The 19,684-nt window shown below is 63.2% G+C and carries 20 protein-coding genes; 11 read left to right on the top strand and 9 right to left on the bottom strand.

What is annotated here, in order from left to right:
* Nucleotides 1-182 precede the first annotated feature (182 nt).
* Nucleotides 183-1,106, bottom strand: a complete 924-nt coding sequence (locus CSC76_RS07815; RefSeq protein ID WP_162109467.1) for a hypothetical protein — start codon at nucleotides 1,104-1,106, stop codon at nucleotides 183-185.
* Nucleotides 1,107-1,461: 355 nt separating this feature from the next.
* Nucleotides 1,462-4,197 carry a protein kinase domain-containing protein gene (locus tag CSC76_RS07810; RefSeq protein ID WP_162109466.1) on the bottom strand — a complete coding sequence of 912 codons (2,736 nt, stop codon included), beginning with the start codon at nucleotides 4,195-4,197 and terminating at the stop codon, nucleotides 1,462-1,464.
* A 256-nt stretch (nucleotides 4,198-4,453) separates the two neighbouring features.
* Between CSC76_RS07810 and CSC76_RS07805 the strand changes: the two genes are divergently transcribed.
* From CSC76_RS07805 to CSC76_RS07775, 7 genes are all read left to right on the top strand, one after another.
* Entirely contained in the window at nucleotides 4,454-4,660 is a 207-nt protein-coding gene (locus tag CSC76_RS07805; protein WP_162109465.1) for a hypothetical protein, read from the top strand.
* Between the two features lie 58 nt (nucleotides 4,661-4,718).
* Nucleotides 4,719-5,669 carry a hypothetical protein gene (locus tag CSC76_RS07800; protein WP_162109464.1) on the top strand — a complete coding sequence of 317 codons (951 nt, stop codon included), beginning with the start codon at nucleotides 4,719-4,721 and terminating at the stop codon, nucleotides 5,667-5,669.
* The gene (locus CSC76_RS07795) at nucleotides 5,647-6,465 is read left to right on the top strand and encodes a hypothetical protein (RefSeq protein ID WP_162109463.1); all 819 of its coding nucleotides are present in this window, start codon (nucleotides 5,647-5,649) and stop codon (nucleotides 6,463-6,465) included. Before CSC76_RS07800 ends, CSC76_RS07795 begins: the two co-directional genes overlap by 23 nt.
* Nucleotide 6,466: 1 nt before the next feature.
* Complete coding sequence (locus CSC76_RS07790; protein WP_162109462.1) at nucleotides 6,467-6,772, top strand: LPS-assembly lipoprotein LptE; 306 nt, start codon at nucleotides 6,467-6,469, stop codon at nucleotides 6,770-6,772.
* Between the two features lie 68 nt (nucleotides 6,773-6,840).
* Entirely contained in the window at nucleotides 6,841-7,113 is a 273-nt protein-coding gene (locus CSC76_RS07785; RefSeq protein WP_056879360.1) for a DUF4282 domain-containing protein, read from the top strand.
* Between the two features lie 184 nt (nucleotides 7,114-7,297).
* A complete protein-coding gene (locus CSC76_RS07780; protein ID WP_162109461.1) occupies nucleotides 7,298-8,308 on the top strand; it encodes a hypothetical protein in 1,011 nt (336 codons plus the stop codon).
* A gap of 57 nt (nucleotides 8,309-8,365) precedes the next feature.
* A complete protein-coding gene (locus tag CSC76_RS07775; protein WP_162109460.1) occupies nucleotides 8,366-8,791 on the top strand; it encodes a hypothetical protein in 426 nt (141 codons plus the stop codon).
* Between the two features lie 168 nt (nucleotides 8,792-8,959).
* On the opposite strand, the gene CSC76_RS07770 is transcribed toward CSC76_RS07775, so the two are convergent.
* Nucleotides 8,960-9,181 carry a transposase gene (locus CSC76_RS07770; protein ID WP_162109498.1) on the bottom strand — a complete coding sequence of 74 codons (222 nt, stop codon included), beginning with the start codon at nucleotides 9,179-9,181 and terminating at the stop codon, nucleotides 8,960-8,962.
* Between the two features lie 390 nt (nucleotides 9,182-9,571).
* On the opposite strand from CSC76_RS07770, the gene CSC76_RS07765 reads away from it, so the two are divergent.
* From CSC76_RS07765 to CSC76_RS07750, 4 genes are all read left to right on the top strand, one after another.
* Nucleotides 9,572-9,997 (top strand): organic hydroperoxide resistance protein, encoded by a 426-nt coding sequence (locus tag CSC76_RS07765; protein WP_162109459.1) that lies wholly within the window; start codon nucleotides 9,572-9,574, stop codon nucleotides 9,995-9,997.
* Complete coding sequence (locus CSC76_RS07760) at nucleotides 9,994-10,479, top strand: MarR family winged helix-turn-helix transcriptional regulator (protein ID WP_274382088.1); 486 nt, start codon at nucleotides 9,994-9,996, stop codon at nucleotides 10,477-10,479. Before CSC76_RS07765 ends, CSC76_RS07760 begins: the two co-directional genes overlap by 4 nt.
* Before the next feature lie 24 nt (nucleotides 10,480-10,503).
* On the top strand, nucleotides 10,504-10,983 hold the full coding sequence (locus tag CSC76_RS07755) for a glutathione peroxidase (RefSeq protein WP_162109457.1): 480 nt from the start codon (nucleotides 10,504-10,506) through the stop codon (nucleotides 10,981-10,983).
* 794 nt (nucleotides 10,984-11,777) lie between these two features.
* A complete protein-coding gene (locus CSC76_RS07750) occupies nucleotides 11,778-13,781 on the top strand; it encodes an esterase/lipase family protein (RefSeq protein ID WP_238394911.1) in 2,004 nt (667 codons plus the stop codon).
* A 102-nt stretch (nucleotides 13,782-13,883) separates the two neighbouring features.
* Here CSC76_RS07750 and CSC76_RS07745 read toward each other — a convergent pair whose 3' ends face one another.
* From CSC76_RS07745 to CSC76_RS07720, 6 genes are all read right to left on the bottom strand, one after another.
* Complete coding sequence (locus CSC76_RS07745) at nucleotides 13,884-14,891, bottom strand: Lnb N-terminal periplasmic domain-containing protein (protein ID WP_162109497.1); 1,008 nt, start codon at nucleotides 14,889-14,891, stop codon at nucleotides 13,884-13,886.
* A gap of 147 nt (nucleotides 14,892-15,038) precedes the next feature.
* Entirely contained in the window at nucleotides 15,039-15,233 is a 195-nt protein-coding gene (locus CSC76_RS07740; protein WP_162109455.1) for a hypothetical protein, read from the bottom strand.
* 31 nt (nucleotides 15,234-15,264) lie between these two features.
* The gene (locus CSC76_RS07735) at nucleotides 15,265-16,485 is read right to left on the bottom strand and encodes an acetate/propionate family kinase (RefSeq protein WP_162109454.1); all 1,221 of its coding nucleotides are present in this window, start codon (nucleotides 16,483-16,485) and stop codon (nucleotides 15,265-15,267) included.
* 24 nt (nucleotides 16,486-16,509) lie between these two features.
* Complete coding sequence (locus tag CSC76_RS07730; protein WP_162109453.1) at nucleotides 16,510-17,262, bottom strand: SDR family NAD(P)-dependent oxidoreductase; 753 nt, start codon at nucleotides 17,260-17,262, stop codon at nucleotides 16,510-16,512.
* Nucleotides 17,263-17,382: 120 nt separating this feature from the next.
* Entirely contained in the window at nucleotides 17,383-18,171 is a 789-nt protein-coding gene (locus CSC76_RS07725; protein WP_162109452.1) for an SDR family NAD(P)-dependent oxidoreductase, read from the bottom strand.
* Between the two features lie 76 nt (nucleotides 18,172-18,247).
* Nucleotides 18,248-19,666, bottom strand: a complete 1,419-nt coding sequence (locus CSC76_RS07720; RefSeq protein ID WP_162109451.1) for a bifunctional enoyl-CoA hydratase/phosphate acetyltransferase — start codon at nucleotides 19,664-19,666, stop codon at nucleotides 18,248-18,250.
* Between the last annotated feature and the right edge of the window lie 18 nt (nucleotides 19,667-19,684).

Below are 19,684 nucleotides of genomic sequence, written 5' to 3'. Positions count from 1 at the left end.
CGCTGGGGCGGGGTGGGGGTTGGCCGTAGCCTGAGCCAGGCGGCTACGGCGAGGGATGGGGCGGGAGGGCGAGGGGGTGGACGAAACTTGGCAAGACATGGATTTCTCCGGTTGGCGCGGTGCGAAGTGCGCCGCGGTGCGGAGAAGTCTGGTCAAGGCCGGCCCAGCCCTGAATCGAGCGCCTAGCCGTTGACTTTACGTGGAGTTCCTTTTTTGTTATGGGCTGCTGCCTCGATCTGGCTGCACAGATACCGGTACAGGGCGGTAATTCGGGGGTAGGGCTGTTCCTTGTCGGTGATCCAACCATTCAACGTATTGGAGAACCGGTCAGCAGGTGAGTTCTGGACACGCCTTCCCTTGGCGGTCAACTGACTGAAATCCTCCAGCGCCTTGGCGTGGACTGGATCTGCCTCAATCAGTTGAACTACTTTTCCGAGTAGGAAGTCAGGGCTACGCAACGTTCTGTCGATCTTGATCCTGCCCATGACCTCCAGTGCCGCAGCCGCGATCGCGTCTCTTTCCTTTTTTCCAGACTTCTCGCCGGCCTCGCTCTTGGCCTCGTAGTCCGTCTTGGGCGAGTACGTAATGCCCAGGAAGAAGTGGCACTCGACAAGGCAGTTCAGTGCGCGAAGCGGATCTCCATTGTTGTGCGCGTTCCTGGCTTCGATCCAGTAGGCGATCGCGATCTCCAGTGCGTCATCAATGGCGCCTTTGACCACAGCGGTCAGCTCTGCACGATCCTTGTGTACTTTGCGGAATGCCTCATCAGCAGCTTCGCGTACCGCGTCGTCGGCGCTTCCTGCTTCCAGTAAGCTCGCCCACGCCTCTCCTAGCTTCGCGTCAAGTTCGGCAAATTCTTCCGCGTTTCGAATAATGTCGCGTTGCTTCCAGTGCGCATAGGCAGTGGCATTACCGAACTCTTTCAGCCTTTTGACAACCTGCTCCCATAACCTGTCGAAGGGCTTGGGGTTGCGTTGCCTAACCTCATGGATGTGTCGGATCTGATTGAGTGTCCGATCAAACAGTGCTTCGATATCGGGGAGCCGTTCGCTGCTGTCATACCTTCCAGTGTCGCGGGGCCACGTGGGCGCGTACGCAGTTGTCACCAGCTTCTGGGACGAGGATCTTAGGGGAAGGTAGAAGGGCCTTGCGGCGGTCCGTTTGCCACGTTCGCTCAAAGTTTTGCTCCATAGTAGGAAAACTCATGCTGTCTACCGTTGCATCACGCCACAGAATCGCGAGATATCAAAGGAGCGAAGCGAGTGCTTAGCCTCCGGGATCGCGGCATGGTGCACGGCCAGAGGAGTGTAAGGCACAGGGACGAGCGCTGAGGAGCTAGCCAAGCTGGCTACCTGCACACCACCTAGGTCTGAAACCGCCCTGAGTTCCCTGTGTAGACTTCCATGCCTGCTAATAGCTGCTAGCGGCCGTGCGCTTCTTGAGTAGGACGGTCCTAGGTATCTATGGGGATCCAAGCAACGCCTGCCATGTCTTGAGCTGTTCCTCATCGGCGACTTCTAGCTGTGACAATGAAGTGACCGCGGAAGTTAGAAGGGGGCGACCCTCTACCTCGCGTCCGGACTGCATGAGGATCTGGCCACGCAGTGCTTGCAGGCGATGCTCCCAACCTGGCGTGGAGTCCCCGGCCGTCAGTGCCGGCACGCTCAACCCTTCGACCATCTCCAGAGCCTCGCCATATCGCCCCTGTTCGGCCAGGTTGCCTGCCAAGGCATATCGGAAGCTGTGGGCAGCGACGTTGTCCTGGCCGAAGTGCTTGCGAAGCCCGCTTTCGGCCAGGTGCAGGTAGTTCAAGCCTGCGTCGCGATCACCGCAGTCGTACTCCTTGAATCCTAGATTGCCCGTTTCGATCAGCGTGGCCTGGCGCTCCTCGCCATACCGCTTGGCCATGCGCTGGCGAACCGTGCGCGCGATCGGCAGCGCCTTGGCGCAATCGCCGGCATAGTCATGGATGCTCGCCACCAGCGACATCTGGACCAAGGTGGTGTAGTCGTCGGGGCCGAGGATGCGCTCGGTCGTTGTCGCAGCCGCCTCGGCGATGGGCAGGGCCTCGGCGTAACGCCCCAGATTGCGCAGTGCGCGTGCCAGCATCACGCGATAGCCCGCAACCGTGGACTCGCCAATGCGCTCGGGGCGAAGCAGGGGATCGGCCAGCAGGCTCTGGAGCAACGGAATGGCCTCGTTGGCTTTGTCGGATCTGAGCAAGCCGTCGGCGATATTGGAGCGGATCAACGCCGCCATCGAGGCATCGTCCGGGCGCAGCGCCCGCTGTAGAACATCGGCCCGCCGATGCGCTGCCAGCGAGGGCTCTATCTGCAGTTGCTGAAAGTGAAGCTGTCCACGCGCAATGGCCGCATAGAGGGCTACCTCGTTCTCTCCGTCCAGCCGTCGCTTACCCGCTAGCCTGTCCGCTTCCTCCAGCTGACGCGCAGCCTCTGCGAATGATTCGGGCGTCCCGGCATAGGCCAGGGTGCGCACCAATCCGTAACGCGTGATCAGCGTCTGCGCGTCGTCCACCCCAAAGGCGCGGCCATAGTCCTGTACGGCCTGACGCAGATGGCTGGCGGCACGCTCGCGATCTCCCAGCGTCCGCCAGGCATCGCCCAGCGCGGCATGAATGCCGCCGCGCACCGCAGGATCCTGATCGAATCGCTGTGCCAAGGGCTTGCCCGCTTGTTCCAGCATCTCCCGTACCGTCGGGTCGCGCTCAAAGCCGGAGCCGCCCGGGCTCAGGGCGCCGATCAGATCGTCGCTCAGAAAGCGTGTCACCGCTTCGGCGCGCGCGGCCTGCATCTCGGCGGTGCGGCGTTGCTGTTCGCTTCGCCACCAGAGTGCCGAGCTGGCCAGCAGGCCCACGCTCAACATGGCGATCGTGGCGATCACCCAGGGCCTACGGGCTCGCGTATGCTCCAGCGCGCGCTGCACCTGCTGCGCGGCGGCCGCCGCTGCAGCACTGTGCTCTGCCTGCGCTTGGCGTTGCTCCAACGACGACAGCCGCTCGATCAATTCCGCCACGCTGCCCATGCGCTGCGCAGGGTCGCCATCGGTGGCGCGGCGGATGTCCTCCACAAGGAGCGGATCCTCGATATCGCGTTCCCACCCTGGGGCCATCGGGCGCCGTAGGTCGCCGACCAGCCACTGGTACAGCAGCACGCCGAGTGCATACACGTCGCTACGCACGGTGGCCGGTTGTCCGGCGATGAGTTCCGGCGCCAGGTAAAGGGGTGTACCGGAACTGTCACCGCTGTGGGCCGTCGTCACCGTCATGCCCATGCCGGTGATGCCGAGTTCTGCCAAGCGCTCGGGTTGGAGCAGGCGGCTATTGCCGAAGTCGGTCAGGCAGGGTTGAAAGGCGTCGTCACCCCGCGAGCGAACCAGTACGTTCGCCGGCTTGATGTCCTTGTGCAGCACGCCCACGCCGTGGGCGGCGTCGACCGCCGCCGCTATGCGCAGGAAGAACGCCAGCTTGCGCTCGCGGTTCCAGCCCTGCAGTGCTCCGTGCTCCTCGGCCCATTCGGGCAAGGCTTGCCCGCCGTACTCGCACTCTAGAAAGAACGGCTCGTTCTCGAAATTCCAATCAAGCACGCGGACGAAATCGTCCCGCTCACCCAAAGTGTCCCGCAGCCCGCGCATCAGCGTGGCTTCGCGTTTGATGGCCGCAAGTCGCTCGCCGCCCACGCTGAACTTGAAGACGCGGCTGTCCCGCGTGCGTGGCTGGCACGCCAGCCAGACTTCGCTGCCCAGCGTGCGACCCAGGGGCCTCTCCAGCAGGAAGTGTTCCCGGCTAGGTACCGGTTGCCCGGGGGTGAAGGTCAGCGCGGCCTCCATCCGTTGGCCTTGGGCCACGCGCTCGACAGGACCTTCCAACCGGTAACCGACGCGCGGGACTGTGGCGATCCGATCCTCGCCAGCGGCATCCAGTGCCTTGCGCAACTTGCCCACGGCCGTAGCCAGCACGTGGTCCACGGTGATCCGACCGGTCCAGACCTGGTCGAAAAGCTCCTCCTTGGTCACCACCTCGCCCACGTGGCGCAGCAGCACAGAGAGCACCTGCAGTGGCTTGTGCTCGATGTCGACAGCCAGGCCGGCTACACGCAGCTCGTGGCGGGCTTCGTCGAACTCTACGGTGCCGAAGCGCCAGCGGGAGAGGCGGGCGTCGGGAGGCGGGGTAGGTGGCATGCGATCGATGATAACGCCGGTTATAGGCCCGATTGGGCAGGCGAAAAGCCCGTCCCGGCGGGCTTGAAGGTTTCTTGAAACCTCCGTGAGGACGCGGGACCGCCCGTGCCGTGACGCTCTCTCCATACCGGTGCGGCGCCGTGACAGCCGCCGGACCACGGGGACGGGCAAGCGGATGAGGAACAGCGGACAGGTGGATTGGGGACCTCGCGGGTGGGCCGGACTGGGTACGGCGGTGCCCTTACCGACGATCAGGGTGGCGGCCCACAAGGGCGTGCTGGGTCTGATGGGCCTGAAGAGGAGCATCACCGGGCTCGTGGCCACCCAGGTCAAGGCGCGGTTCCACTCTCATGCCGATCAGCGCAACCCCCGGATACCGACAGGTCGCTTCAGAAGGACTGAAGCGTCCGGACGCACCGCGGCAGATGTCAACCGTCGCGTGCAGATCATGTTGCTGGACTGAGCGGTCCGATGCGCGCCGATGAGGTCGGCCACGCCCAATCAACCTGGAGAAAGTAACGATGCGAATGAAGACTCATCGAACCCTGCTCGTGCTGTCAGCCTTGGTGCTGTCTGCCTGCGGTGGCAACGAGCTGGCAGAGGGCGAGGAGGAGGGCGGCGTCCCCTTGGACGAGTTGGAAGAGGCCGCCATGGCAGGTCCGGACGGCCCTGCGCCGCTGCGGTGTCCCGCCAAGGTCCGCAAGGAGCTCAGCGGCCCGGACATCATCGGGTTGCGTCTGGGCATGACACGGCCGGAAGCCATGGCGACGACACGCTGCAGCCTAGGTGAGGAAGCCGTCGTCACGGAAGAGAATCGGTGGCTCGATCGCCTTGACACGAACGGCGTCGCGTTGGGCACGCAATTCTTCACGGTCGAGAAGGGCAGCTACCGGCCCTGCAATTTCGCCAGCGAGTGGCAGGAGTGCCGCGGCAAGTTCAAGTGGGAGCACACCGACGAAATCGTGCGGGTCGCCACGCCGGGTGTGCCAGGTAAGGAGACCGCGATGGTTGTCTGGCGCACCCAGAAATTCCGTGACGGCCAGATGCCCTCGGTGGACGCCACGCTGGAAGCCCTGACCGCCAAGTACGGACAGCCGCAGGTCCGCGAGAGCAGTGATTCGCCACGTGGCTACTCAGCCGGCACGCGCGACCTGCAGTGGGTCTACGACCGCGCGGGCAATCCATTGTCCGAAGCCAACCCCTTGTTCGGGCGCTGCCGCAATGGCGTCTACGCCGGGGGAGAAAACACAGGGGCCAGCTGGACCGACGGATGCGGGCTGAACATCAGTGCAAGGGTCGTCCTGAGCGGCAACAACCCGGGGCTGGTGATGGAGTTGCACACCGCGATGATCCAGCAGAGCACGACCTACACCTACATCGAGGGCATGCAGGCGGAGCTGCAGCGCATCGGTCAGGCAAGGCGCGAGGCGGAAGTGAAGGAGGCCGGCGATGCCAGCGATGTACGCCTCTAAGTCGCGCCGCTACGGCAGCGTATGTCTGGCACTCCTGTGTGCGTTCACGCTTGCCGCCTGCGAGGGCGAGCAGCCAGCGCGTGATGTGGGCCAAACAATGCCGCAGCAAGAAGCCGCCGATACAGCTTCTCCCGCGGGCACCACTCAGGCCGCATCACCTGCTGGTAGCGTCATCGACGCTACGCCATCGGAGGATCGGTTTGGCGATCGCCAGTTGGATCATCCGGATGATCTACAGATTCTCATGCTCGCCTACCGGCTGGAGGGCCGTACACCACCGATCGACGAGTGGGCTTCAGCGCAGTATCGCGTGAAGTATGCGGACGAGTTCAAGCGTCCGAGCCTGCTGAAGGAGGAGCAGGAGCGCCTGCAAGGCGTCTATGACGGGACCGCCGAGGTTGGCCGCCTGCGACTCAACGTCAACGCGCAGTTCGGCGAGTACGACGCCGGTCGGGGCGGGTATTACCTGGATGCGTTCATGCCGGGCAGCGCTTTCAGTTTCGACGCGCAGCCATCGCCGGAGATCCAGAGACAGCGGATCAGTCTCCAGGTCGACAATCCGGAGGAGCTCAACTTTTGGCCACTGGATGCCGCGCGGGCACAGGACGTACTGACGCGCAACAGCGGCCTGCGCAGCGTGGTCCTGGACAGTCGGTTCCTGATCACCGGAGCCAGTCGCCGTAGCGAGGGTCTGGTCATCAAGGCCCGCCTGCTGGGATACACGATCGGCAGCGATCACTACAACCGCCCGGCGACGTTTGGCGAAGTCAACTTCGATGGTCAAGGGGAGCGCTGAGATGACATGGCGAGCCAAGGGATTGTTGATTGGCGTCACGCTGCTGCTATCTGCGTGTGGCGGCGGATTGGCGGGTACCTACGAAGACTCGATGGGCCTGACCCAACTGCGCTTCGAGCGTGGCGGGGTAGTGGTGCAGTCATCGGATCTGGGCGGGGTAGAGCGACAGATGCGCTACGAGTTGGATGGCGACCGCATACGCGTGCGCCATCCCGATGTAGACGGCGCAACCTTGGTACTCACCCGTGTCGACGACAAGACGCTGTCCGGACCGATGGGCGTGACCTACCAACGCGTGAGCGACTGAAGCCGCGTTCCGCTGTCATCGGTGCGAGCTGCACGAACAAACCATGGACTTCAAAGAGGAGAAATGAAATGCGAGACTGGCTCTACTTCGACACGATGGTGACACCCAAGATCATCACCTTCATCTACTGGATCCTGTTGGCCGGTGCCGTGGTGTCTGGTCTGGTGCTGATGGTCAAGGGTTTCGGCCTGATGCGCTACTCCGGGTTTGCGGGCTTCGGCATGATCGTGGCCGCCCCGATCCTGGCCGTGCTTTCCGCGCTACTGGCGCGCATCTACTGCGAAATCATGATCGTTCTGTTCAAGATCAACGAAGCGCTCCAGGACATCCGCCGCAAGTAGGACGTGCTCGGCGATCGGGCAGCGGATTCGGGTTCGCTGCCGCCATCTCAACCACAGGGGGAAACGCGCCATGGCACTACGTGTACTTCATCGGAGTAATGAATCCTTGCTGCCTGCACGATGCATGATGAAGACCAGGCGGACGACTCGGCGTGTACGCTGCCTGTGGGCAATGACGCTGCTGATGATGTTGCCTCTGCCCGGCCTGGCGGTGGACCGCGGCAGGCAGGTCGTGGTGACCAAACCCGACGATGCCGCCGGGTTGATGGATGCGGTGGAGAATGCGATCTGGGCGGCCGACGGCAAGCCAGCGTCCAAGGCGGTCTATGTGGTCTACAGCACCGATTGCGCCTGGAGCAAGCGCCTGTTCGACGAAACCCGCGCGTTGGCAGGCAATGTGCAGCTACGCTGGATTCCCGTGGCGGGCACAACGGCCGCGTCCGTGGTGGCGGGACGTGATAGTGCGAGCGTCGGCAATGCGTTCGCCGGCCGGGTTTCACGCGCTGTCGACGCCAAGGCCCAACGCGGCGTGGCCTACAACCAAGGCGTGATGGATAGCATCACCTACCAGCTGCGGCCTTACGACCGGTCGAAGACGTTCGCATTCCCGACGCTGGTGTATCGCAGCGGCAAGAGCGTCAAGGTCGTCGCCGGCAATCCCCGCAACCTCGCCACCCTTGCGGCCGAGGTGGCGAGCGAGCCGCGCGCGGCATCCCTGGTGCCGGCCGGCATCGCGCTTACTGCACAGGCACCCACGCTTCTTCGCAGTCGCAACCTGCCCAAATGGGCGCACCTCAACGACACACCGATGATCTTCCGCGCCGTGCCATCGCCGCAGGCACCCCCCATCGACGATCTGGCGAAGGATTTCCTGGTGCCGGTGAGTGGCATTGTGGGAACGACGGGCTGGATCGAAGTGGCCCCGTGGGGCTTGGACAAGCGCAAGGCTTACGTGCACGACCCGCTGATGGCGCGCATGGCCTTGCTGGACTACCGGGTCAGGCCGCAGGGCGGACAGTGGCAGGCGCCGGCGGTGGTGCAGGTCAGGGAATTCCCTGATAGCGACGCCCATGTGCTGGAAACGTTGAAACCCGGCGAGCGCTACCGGCGCAGCGGCGTGGTCGAGCATGGCGGGCATGTCTGGGACCAGATCGTGCTGTATGCCGACGGTGCAGTGGGCTATGTGAGGCGGTGACCCCAATGACGAACGTTTCTCCGCCGCGATGTACGCAGGTACGCACCGGGCGTTTTGGTGGCGCTTCTGGTGGCCAGTCAGGTGGAGGCTGCAAGGCCGGACGAAACGATCCTGCGGTACTACCCGACCGTGGAGCAGGTGAGGAAGGACGTCGAAGCGGAGCGTCGTGATGATCGGCCGGGCGAAGTCGAGGGGCGCATTTCCGGCCAGTACCTGCTGCTGGCCGAAGTACTCGAGAGTTCCTGGGGAGGACGACACGGGCCGGCATCGTTCGTTGTCCAGACACCCGAACAGGCCAAGCGCCTGTGCGGCGTGTATCTGGATGCCGGCGCCGAAAGCCGTACCCACCGGTTTCCTGTGCTCCAGCCCGAGTGTTCGGGTCGCACGGTCGAGGAGCAGAACGCCAAGGGCATCTGCGCCCGCGTGAGCTACATGACCGCGCAACCTATTCCGTTGAAAAACTCGGTTGTATCAATCGTCTGAAGCTGCTCCACTGACGTCCCATAGATAGAGCTGAGTCCACGCGATGAGGGGGGCGTCAGGAAGTCGGCCAAGCGCCACTGTTCTACTGGAAGAGGACGTTGCAGGAAACCATCTACTCTGCGGCATCGACAGGCTCATGGGCCTGAGCGAATCGCACCGGCGCTATAGCTATACATACTGCAACATCGCCTTGTCCAGGCTCGGGTCGGTCACCAATTGCTTGAGCTTGCGGTTCTCCTTCTCCATGCAGCCAGTCGGCGAAGCTCGGCCACGCCAAGCCCCCCGAAACTTCTTGTGCCAGGCGTAGAACGCGGTCTGGCTGATGCCCATCTTGCAACAGATCTCCTCCACGGTCGTTCCGCTCTCGGCCTGCTTCAGTGCAAGCGCGATCTGCTCTTAGGTGAACTTCGACTTCTTCACGGCGACGGGCCTCCTCTGAGACCTGAGTGTCGCCGAATCCTCCACGCTGGCTGTTCCGAATTACAGGGGGAGGTCACAAGCACGCGGTATGGGCAGCTAGTGCTTTTGCAAGATCTGACAAGGTGCTTTGGGCGCGAACCGTTCTGGCACCAAATCGACGCCGTGGCGCACTTTGGCCGGCAGCCGTTGGGTTTTTCTGCCAGATCCTATGGATCGTAAAGACTCCCGATCCGCTGAACCTGCCTTTCACAGGAGTGGTCAAGTTGAATCGCCCCGGCAAAAGGGCCCGCTCTCAGACTCTTGACGAGACATATTGCTAGCAATAGAATTGCTAGCAACTTAAACGCAGGAGGATTCTGAATGTCTGCTTTGTACTCGACAACAGTGACCGCGATTGGCGGGCGCAATGGCGTTGCCACCAGTGACGATGGCCTGCTTAATCTCAAGCTCTCCTTACCCAAAGGCATTGGCGGCAAAGGCGACGCGACGAATCCGGAGCAACTGTTCGCCGCAGGCTACGCCGCCTGTTTTGGCAATGCGGTCATTCACGTCACCCGCAACAAAGAAAAGAAGATCAAGGATGATGACGTCCGCGTTGTTGCTACGGTCGGGATGTCCGCTCGGGAAGGTGGCGGCTTTGGGCTGGGTGTCGCACTCAAGGTGATCATCGCCGGTGTTGATCAGACGTCCGCCGAAGCGATCGTCGCCGAAGCACATCGCACCTGCCCCTATTCCAACGCTGTGCGGGGGAATATCGACGTCGCTTTGATCGTGGAAGCATGTTGAGCCGCGATAGCCGCCAACGAGTTCCAGGGGCGACGGCCGATCAGGCCGACGATATGCTGCACCTCGACCAGCAGATATGCTTTCCGCTTTACGCGGCGACCAATCTGATCCAACGACATTACCGGCCGCTGCTTGCGCCCCTCGGGCTCACCTATTCCCAGTATCTCGTCATGCTCGTGCTCTGGGAGCGGGAGACGGCGACAGTCGGCGAGCTTCAGGCCTGCCTGCATCTCGATGTTGGCACCTTGAGCCCACTTCTAAAGCGCATGGAGCGCGCCGATCTCGTGTCTCGCACACGCAGCCCCCATGACGAGCGCCGCGTGTTTCTGACCCTGACCGAGCATGGCCAGGAACTCAAACATCAAGCCAACGAAATTCCGCGCACGCTCGCGGCGCGGATCGATTCCGATCATGCCGACATGCTGCAACTGCGGTCACTGACGCAGTCGCTTGTCGCCACTATGGCACGTTCACTGGATTGAACCGGAAGTGAGGGGAACACGGTAATGACAACGATCTATGACTTCCATGCACTTGATATTTCCGGACGTGACGTGCCGATTTCAGACTATCGTGGCAAGGTTCTCCTGATCGTCAATACCGCCAGCAATTGTGGCTTCACGCCGCAGTATGACGGTCTTGAGTCGCTCTACCGCAACCTTGGCGCACGTGGCTTTGTTGTGCTGGGCTTTCCCTCCAATCAGTTTGGTGAGCAGGAACCTGGTGATGAAGAGGAGATCGCAACCTTTTGTAAGCTCCAGTATGACGTTAGTTTTCCTATGTTCGCCAAGATTGACGTCAACGGAGCCAAAGCCAGCCCGCTGTTTGACTGGCTGAAAAGCGCGACGCCAGGTCTCCTCGGTAGCCGGGCCATCAAGTGGAATTTCACGAAGTTCTTGGTGGATCGCCAGGGGAATGCGGTCCGGCGCTTTGCCCCGATGACCCCGCCTGCTCGTCTGCGCTCGGAAATCGAAGCTCTACTGTGAGCTGAGAGGCGCGCATCGGCAGCGCAGTGTGGTGTTGATCTGTCCACTACGGACCTTGCCCGCTTCGCACTGCACTCCGCAGAGAGCGCACTGAGCGCCACGGTTTTCGGTGCGAAGACAACAGCATCCGCCTGGAGTTGGACCTGCTCTTCCACGGTCCGAGATTGACCGCAAGGAATGGGGTATGGAAGCCTCGCTCGCTCCGCAGAAAAAATCCGCAAAAGGTTATATGGCCACGGAAAGACGCCTTCGCGCATCCGGCACACCGCTGAAGGTTGGTTGAAATTGGCCGTGCTGATCGACCTCTGTTCGCGCAGGGCCATTGGGTGGTCGATAATTCCCGCTTGGCATGCGAACTGGCGATGGATGCACTGCCGATGGCCATCTGGCGCCGTCGAGCTACTTCGGAGGTCGTCATCCGCTGCGACCAGAGTATGCAATACGTCAGCGACGATTGGCGTCTCTGCCGTGGGGAACACGGCTTGGGAGTCAGTATGAGTCGTCGTAGCAACTATTGAATCAATTCAGCAGCCAATGCAAAGCAAGTGCAGCCATGAGGAACAACCAACGAGTTGATTATGCACTATAGTGGGTAAATATGAACGCTCGTTCGTTTTCAATGGAGGCTGCCGTGAAGCTTGGAATCCGATCCGCCCGCCCGGAGCCCCTTAGGTTCATGGACCTCAGTGTTGCTGTCGTACGTAAACGGGAAATCTTGGAACGGTGTTTGGAATGCCAATGAATGCGTGGCCGTTCGTGAGGGTAGGCCAATGAGACGTCGGTACGTGCGGCTGATGTTGGTGTTGGCAGCCTTGCTGCTGCTTAACGGTTGCGCGATCCTGCGCGAGTTCCGACCGGCGGTTACGGTCGAGGCGATGACGCCCGGCGAGTACATCGCCCTAAAGCGTGGCGACATCCTGACTAGCGGCCAGTTCAGCGCGGCGACGACAGAAACGATACGCAGCACCGGCCTGGATAGCGAAGGTACTTGCGCCGACCTAGGGGGCCAGCAGTGCATCGACGCCTTGGCGGACGTCGCCGGTCTTTCCAACGAGCGGCGGCTGTCCGCGCTGTCGGAGTTGTGGTTACATCGTGCGCAGGCATTGTCGGTCGCCGCCCGACCCGAAGCGTCGGGCGACGGCGACCCGCGCTTGGACGCATGGCTGGAAGTCGCGCGGCATGCCTACGCGTACCTGTTCTTCAGCGAACGCGCTGCGGACACGCGCGCGTTCGAGGATCGCCAGACCCAGGTACGCGACTACTACAACGTTGCAGTGCAGGAAGCGGCATCGCTGTTGTTCGTCCGATACCGTGATGGACAGGCGTTTTCTGGCGATGGCGTACTAGCCGACAGCAAGTGGCGCGTGCGGATTGCCTTGCCAGACGGTGAAAGCAGGTCGGGATATCTGGCGATGCCGCAGGAACTGCTGCCGGCGTCGTCACTGTCGTTCGCCGGCCTGCGCAGCACCTTCCGTCGCGACGGCTTCGGTGGCGAACTGGTGGCGGTGATGGCGAGCGACCCAGTCACTACAATGCCGGTCACAAGTACCGCCGCAGCAGAAGACGAGCATTCGCTGGAACGATCACCTGCCTGGAGCGAGATGCCGGCGGCCGCGGTCACCGCGCTCCTTCAATTTCCGGGTGACGATCTGGCCCAAGTGCTGTCCGCGCGCGAGGCCCGGCTCACCACCCACGATCCCTATCGGGAGTCGCGGGTGGAACTGCACGGCCAGGAGGTCCCGCTGTCGGCCAATTTCACTGCGGGCTATGGGTTATGGCTGGCGCGCTCCGGCTTCAATCGGCAGTCGCTGCGCAGCTTGTTGGGCCGTGAACGCGGCATCGACCGCCCACATCTGTATCTGATGCAGCCCTACGATCCGGACCGTCGAGTCATTGTGATGGTCCACGGCTTGGCGAGCAGCCCGGAAGCTTGGGTTAATGTGGCCAACGAACTGATGGGCGACGAGGAGATCCGCCAACACTTCCAGGTCTGGCAGTTCTACTACCCGACGAACCTCCCGATCGCATACAACCAGGACGCCATGCGCAGGACGCTGGAAGGCGCGCTGCGACACTTCGATCCCGACGGCGTCAAAGCGGCTTCGCACGATCTGGTGCTGATCGGCCACAGCATGGGTGGAGTGATCTCTCGGTTGATGGTGTCGTCCTCCGGCGAAGATCTGTGGGATCAGTTGGTGGCCGACCGCCATATGGACGAAAGCCGCGAGCAAAGGGTGCGCAAGCGAATCGGTCCGATGCTGAGGTTCGAGCCCGTTCCCGGGGTGGAGCGAGTGATCTTCATCGCAGCCCCGCACCGGGGCACCGAGGTGGCCGGTGGCCGCATGGCGCGGTGGATCGGACGGATGGTACGCCTCCCACTGACACTGTTTGAGAACTTCGGTGACGTGTTGGACGATCTGGCGCATGGCGGCCGGGAGCAGGGGCGCGACGCGCGGCCGAAGTTGCCCAACAGCATCGACAACCTCGACCGGTCCGACCCGTTCGTGCAGGCTGCCGCCAACCTGCCGATCTCGCCCTGCGTGAGCTACCACTCCATCATCGGCCAACCCGATCCCAAGGTGCCGCTGGCCCAGTCCGACGATGGTCTGGTGCCCTACTGGAGCGCACACCTGGAAGGCGCGGTGTCTGAGAAGGTCGTCCGCTCCGCGCATAGTGTGCAGGAGACCGCCCCGGCGATCCTCGAGATGCGCCGCATCCTGCATGAGGACATCGCGGAGCGCGCCGGGCGCTCCTTTGCATCGTCCGCAGCGGAGGAGAGGGCTGGATGCCGGGACTAGTTAGGACCGGAACGTGCTCCGGCTGCGCCAGACGACAGACGACCTGCCTGTCGGGATGCATGATCCAGTTCAAGTGCACGCAGTCTGGTTGGCGAAGCGATCTCACTCCTCGTTCGGTTTGGGTATCCCGGGCACCCCGCGCCGGATCGCCACTGAATAATCCTCCCCGCACAAGTCCGAAGCGAGGGCGCGGTCGTTGATGTGGCCAGAGAACTGCAGCTCGGCGGATTCGTGACCATCGGCGAGGCCGCCTAAATCGTACACGTACTCGGCGAAATATCCCGATAACACCAGGCGGTAGTCGAGCGGCAGTCGGGGCGCAATCTTGCGTGCGAGGTCGTAGACGATCGTCGTGCAGTTGCTGGTGAGGGTGTTGTAGAACCGGGGTTCCCGGCGCAGTGCTTCCGCGTCCGCCAGATAGCCCAGGAACAAGCGGCGCAGATCGTCGCGGCTCATCTTCAGCCGGTACAGATGCACATCTTCGCCTCGTACATTGCTGCGGGTGCGGATGATGTCGCGCTCGTCAGCGGCGACCAGTATCTGCTCGAATTTGCGGAAGAAGCCACCGATGGCCGAGAAGCTTTCGTCGCGCTCCTTGCGGATCTCCAGCGAAAAAACGACCTGGCGACCGTCGTCGAAGCCGAAGGAGATCAGCGTATGGGCGATCTGCGGTCCCATCCAGTACGACAGGAACAGGTCCGCGGATGCCACCCGGTCGAGATCGTACTCGCGGGTTTCCCAGCGAGCCGTGTAATCGTCCTCGGATCGCCACTCGAAGTTGCGGACGTTGTGCAGCGTCACCCGGCTGCCTTCCACCTCGGCACGCAGCAGGCGTGCGACATCGTCGGCCCAGATGCGGTCGTGGCTAGGTCGCAAAGCCAACCAGCCGCCGAGCAACGCCAGGCCGCTGATCGCGAACACGATGGCGGGCCAGCGCGCGCGATCGCGCCATTTCGGCTTAGCCAGCCATGCCAGCATCGCGATGCTGGCCGAACACCACGCCGCAAGCACCGCCCATCGGACGATGCCCTCGGTCTGGAACCGTATCGCCAGCAGGCCCCACAGCGTGAACCCGGCAATGAGCAGCCACAGCGCCGCGCCGGCTGCCATGGCCAGGAGTCGCTTGAAGCGTGGCCCGAACGAATGCCAGTGAGTCGTGCGGTAGGTACTCATCGTCGTATCGCCGCCGAGGAGGACGGCGCCTCGCTCTTATCCACCATCACCACAACTGACATGCCGGGCTCCGGCGCGGCGCTTTCATGGGCCGACCTTGTCGAGTATCACCACCACTGCCATCAATCCGGCAAACATAACGACCAGAATTCCACCCCAGCCTGTGCCGATCCCGCCACGCTTTCGAAAAACAACTTTGAGTAGCACTATCGCAGTGATCGGGAGCAGCAGAGTCACCAGCAGCATCATCCAAATCGATGCATCCAGTCCCGTCAGCATAGTCGTCCTCTCTTACCAGAAAAAGGCATGGTTATGGGCTAGCCCTATGGGAGATAGCTGCGCGCGCTTCGACTGCGGCAACCCATTCCTCATTGGTAGGTTCGACCCCGACCATTACATCGCTGTCTTCGCCCGAAATGACAGCGGCGTCGGCGGCGTTGGCATTGGTATCCAAACGTAAGCCGAGGTAGGCAAGGTCGGCGCAGATCCGTGCCCGAATGGGCGCGCTGTGCTCGCCCACACCGGCGGTGAAGACCAGCAGGTCCAGGCCGCCGAGCACCGCGACCAATGCGCCGATCTCGCGGACGATACGGCGAACATAGAGTGCGAGCGCGATGCGGGCACGCTCGCCCGCTTCGCCTTCATCCTGCTCGTGCTGGACCAGCACGCGCGGCTCGGAAGACACACCGGACACTCCCAGCAAGCCTGATTGGCGATAGAGCAGCTGTGCGACCTGATCTAGCGAGAGTTTCTCGACCTCCATCAGGTAGAGCACCGCGCCGGGGTCGAGGGCGCCGGTACGGGTGCCCATCATCAGCCCGTCGAGCGCGGAGAATCCCATGGTCGTCGCAACGCTCTGGAGACCGCGCATGGCGCAGAGGCTGGCGCCGCTGCCGAGGTGGGCCACGACGGCGCGGCCGCGCGCGAGGTCGCCATGGCGCTCGGCCAATGCCGTGGCCATGTAGGCATAGGACAGGCCATGGAAGCCGTAGCGACGCAGGCCGTGCTGCCAGGCGGCATAAGGCAGCGGCAGGATTTGCTCGACCTTGGGAAGGGTGTGGTGGAAGGCCGTGTCGAAGCAGGCGACCTGGAGGATGTCCGGGCGTTCGCGAAGCAGAATTCCGATGGCTTCGAGGGCGAATGGCTGGTGCAGAGGCGCCAGCGGGACATAGCTCCTGAGATCGCGCAGCACGTCGTCGTCGATCACCGCCGAGGCGAAGTACTTGCTGCCGCCATGCACCACGCGATGGGCGACGGCGACGATGCGGTGTCGCCCCATGCGCGCTGCCACCTGTTTGCGAATCACTTGCAGGGCGGTACGGTAAGGATCTTCGGCATCGAGTTCGATGGGGAATGGCGTGACGCCGGTTTCGCCGAAATCCGGTTGTCCGCCGCCGATGCCCTGCACTTTTCCGTTCCAGAGCGGCGTGCGCGGCAACGGATCGACATTGGCGTCGAACACCGCGAACTTGATACTCGACGAGCCGCAGTTCAGGACCAGGATGAGGTCGTCGGAAGAAGAGCTGGACATGGGGAAGGCTCGGAAGGGTAGGGCTCAGCGTGCGGTGTAGCCGCCGTCGGCGACCAGGGTCGCGCCGGTGATGAAGCTCGCGCCCTCCGAGAGCAGGAAGGCGATGGCGTGAGCGATTTCCCCGGGACGGCCCAGCCGGCCGATTGGATGCAGGCCGATGGAGGCTTCACGCGCCTGGGCGTCGAGGCTGCCGAGGATCGGCGTTTCTACGTACCCCGGATGGATCGAGTTGATGCGGATACCCTTGTCCGAACAGGACAGCGCCGCTGAACGCGTTAGCCCGGTGACCCCATGCTTGGAGGCCACGTACGCCGCGCTGGTGGCGTCGCCGACCAAGCCGTGGATGGACGACATGTTGACGATGGCGCCGCCGCCGGCATCCAGTATGGCGGGGATCTGATAGCGCAAACCGTAGGCCACACCGCTGAGATTGACGTCGATGACGTGCTGCCATGCGTCCAGTGACAGTTCGCCGGCCGGCCCGGAGTTGCCGCCGATGCCCGCGTTGTTGACCGCGAAGTGCAGCGCACCAAACTGGCTCACCGCGCGGTCGACCGCCGCTGCAACCTGATCGGCGCTGGCGACGTCGGCGACGTTGGCCACCGCCCGCCCGCCGTCGGAGACAATCGTGTCCACGACGCGCTGCACCGCATCGGCGTCCAGATCCGAAACGACCACCGACAGGCCATTGGCGGCCAACAGGCGGGCGGTAGCCTCGCCGATGCCGGATGCTGCGCCCGTCACAAGGACAGAATGGCCGGCGAACGAATACTTCATGGGGAGTCTCCTTGACGGGAAGTAATGTAACCGTGCCGTCTCATGGCGCTGCGGGTAGATAGCGATGCACCAACAACATGCTCGACGAGCCGCGATCCAGTGCCAGGACGAGACCCCGGCTCATAGCGCGTTCCAGCCCCCATCGCAGGGCAGCGTCACGCCATTGATGTTGCTGCTGTCGCGGCTTAGCAGGAAGGCGATGGCCGCTGCTAACTGCTCGGGTTGCGCCAGCGGCGGGGCAATGGCCTCGTTGACGCGCATCAGCCGTTGCGCGCCACGCTCGGAGCGCACTTTGCCGTCTATATTGGTGGCCACACCGCCGGGTGCGATGGCGTTGCAGCGTGGCGTGTCGTAGAGGACGGCGATGCTGCGCGTCAGCCCCAGCAGGGCGTGCTTGGAGACGGTATAGGCCGTGCCGCTGCACGAGCCGCGCAGTCCAGCCTCGGAGGAGACGTTGACGATCGCTCCCTGGGGCGAGCGCTGCAATGCGGGCAGCAGTGCACGGGTGAGCTTGAACGGCGCCGTCAAGTTGATCGCAAGGATCTGATCCCACAGCGCGTCGGTCACTTCGTCTAGCGGCGTGAACCCGTCGTTGATGCCGGCGTTGTTCACCAAGCCATCGAGTACATCGCCGCAGGCGGCCGCGATCGCGGCGATGTGCAGGTCGTCCCGCACGTCGCCGATGATGGGCGTGATATCCAGTTCCGGGTGGGCCCGGACCAGCGCTTTGAGTCTTGCGGGATCTACGTCGGTGGCGAGAACGCTGCCGCCCTCTTGGGCGATGCGCACCGTGGTGGCCAGGCCGATACCGGAACCGGCGCCGGTGACGACCACACGCAGCCATTGAAAGCGGCCTGGAACGAAGGGCTCGACTCGGCCAGGGGACGCTGTGGGCTGGGCATTGTTCATGGCGCTATTCCTGAGGGAAGGTGTGAGGGTTAAAAGCGATCCGGCGCCGCACATGAAGCGGGACGGGGATCCAAACTCATGGCGGTACGGACCGGTAGCGATGCGCCAACATCAGTGCGATGGCACAGGAGGCGATGCGCGATTCGCGCGAGTCGGCGCGGCTGGTCAGGATGACGGGCACCTTTGCGCCGAGCACGATGCCGGCGCTGGCGGCATCGCCCATGTACATCAACTGCTTGGCGAGCATATTGCCGCTCTCTAGATCCGGCACGACGAGGATGTCCGCCTGGCCCGCGACCTGAGATTCGATGCCCTTGATCCGCGCGGCAGCAATGGACACCGCGTTGTCGAACGCGAGTGGACCGTCAAGTACGCCGCCTTCGATCTGACCGCGGTCCGCCATCTTGCACAGCGCGGCAGCGTCGAGTGTGGCGGGCATCGATGGGCTGACGGTTTCCACCGCGGCGAGGATCGCCACCTTTGGCTTAGCCACGCCGATGACATGGGCGAGGTCGATTGCGTTGCGGACAATATCCGCCTTCTGTTCCAGCGTCGGCGCAAGGTTGATAGCGGCATCGGTGACGATGAACGGCCGCGGGTATCGCGGCGTCTGCAGCACGAAGCAGTGACTGACGCGGCGCTTGGTGCGTAGCCCCGATGTCGAGGCCACGACCGCGGCCATCAGTTCGTCGGTGTGCAGGCTACCCTTCATCAAGGCCTCGACCGCGCCATCGCGCGCCAGCTCTACGGCACGTGCGGCGGCGGCGTGGCTGTGCGGGACATCCTCTATGGCGATATCCGACAGATCGAGGCCTTCCTGCGCGGCGATCGCCTTGAGCTTCGCGCGCGGGGCGACCAGTACCGGATCGATCAAGCCGGCAGCGCGCGCATCGAGAGCGGCCGACAGGCTGGCCGCGTCGCAGGAATGCACGATGGCCACGCGGACGGCCGCCAGCGGTCGCACGTGCGCGAGCAGGCGCTCGAGCCCGTCATCACCGGCGACGCTGATCCTGACCTCCGGCAGAGTGATGCGCTTGCGGATGATACGCTCGCTCGGTGCGATGACGTCCGCCTCACCCTCGACGACAGGTTGCCCGTCCTGGTTGCTGCAAGTGCAGGCCAGCGTCAGGCCCCGCCTCGCCGAATCCTTGGCGGATACCGTGACAAGTATCGTCAGCTGGTCGCCGACCTGGGCCGATGTCAGGAAGCGCAGCGTCTGGGCGCGATAGACCGTGCCCGGTCCCGGAAGTCGTGAGCTGATGACGGACGCTATGAGCGCGCCGGCCCACATCCCGTGGGCGATGACTGTTTGTGAGTGGTCTGATGCCGCATCCCGTTGGTCGATGCGATCGGGATCAACGCCGCCCGAGAGCAGTGCGAACAGCTGGATGTCTTCGGAGGTCAGAATGCGCTCGATGCTGGCGCTTTCGCCAAGCTGGATTTCGTCGAACGTACGGTTGCTGAGCGTCTGTAGGCCGTTGTCGGGTCGTGTCATGGTGCGGGTCCAGTCGAC

Origin of the sequence: Pseudoxanthomonas mexicana (assembly GCF_010093385.1) — a bacterium.
GTDB lineage: Bacteria > Pseudomonadota > Gammaproteobacteria > Xanthomonadales > Xanthomonadaceae > Pseudoxanthomonas_A > Pseudoxanthomonas_A mexicana.
The sequence above is the reverse complement of the archived record's forward strand: the minus strand, read 5'-3'. Positions and strand labels throughout refer to the sequence as shown.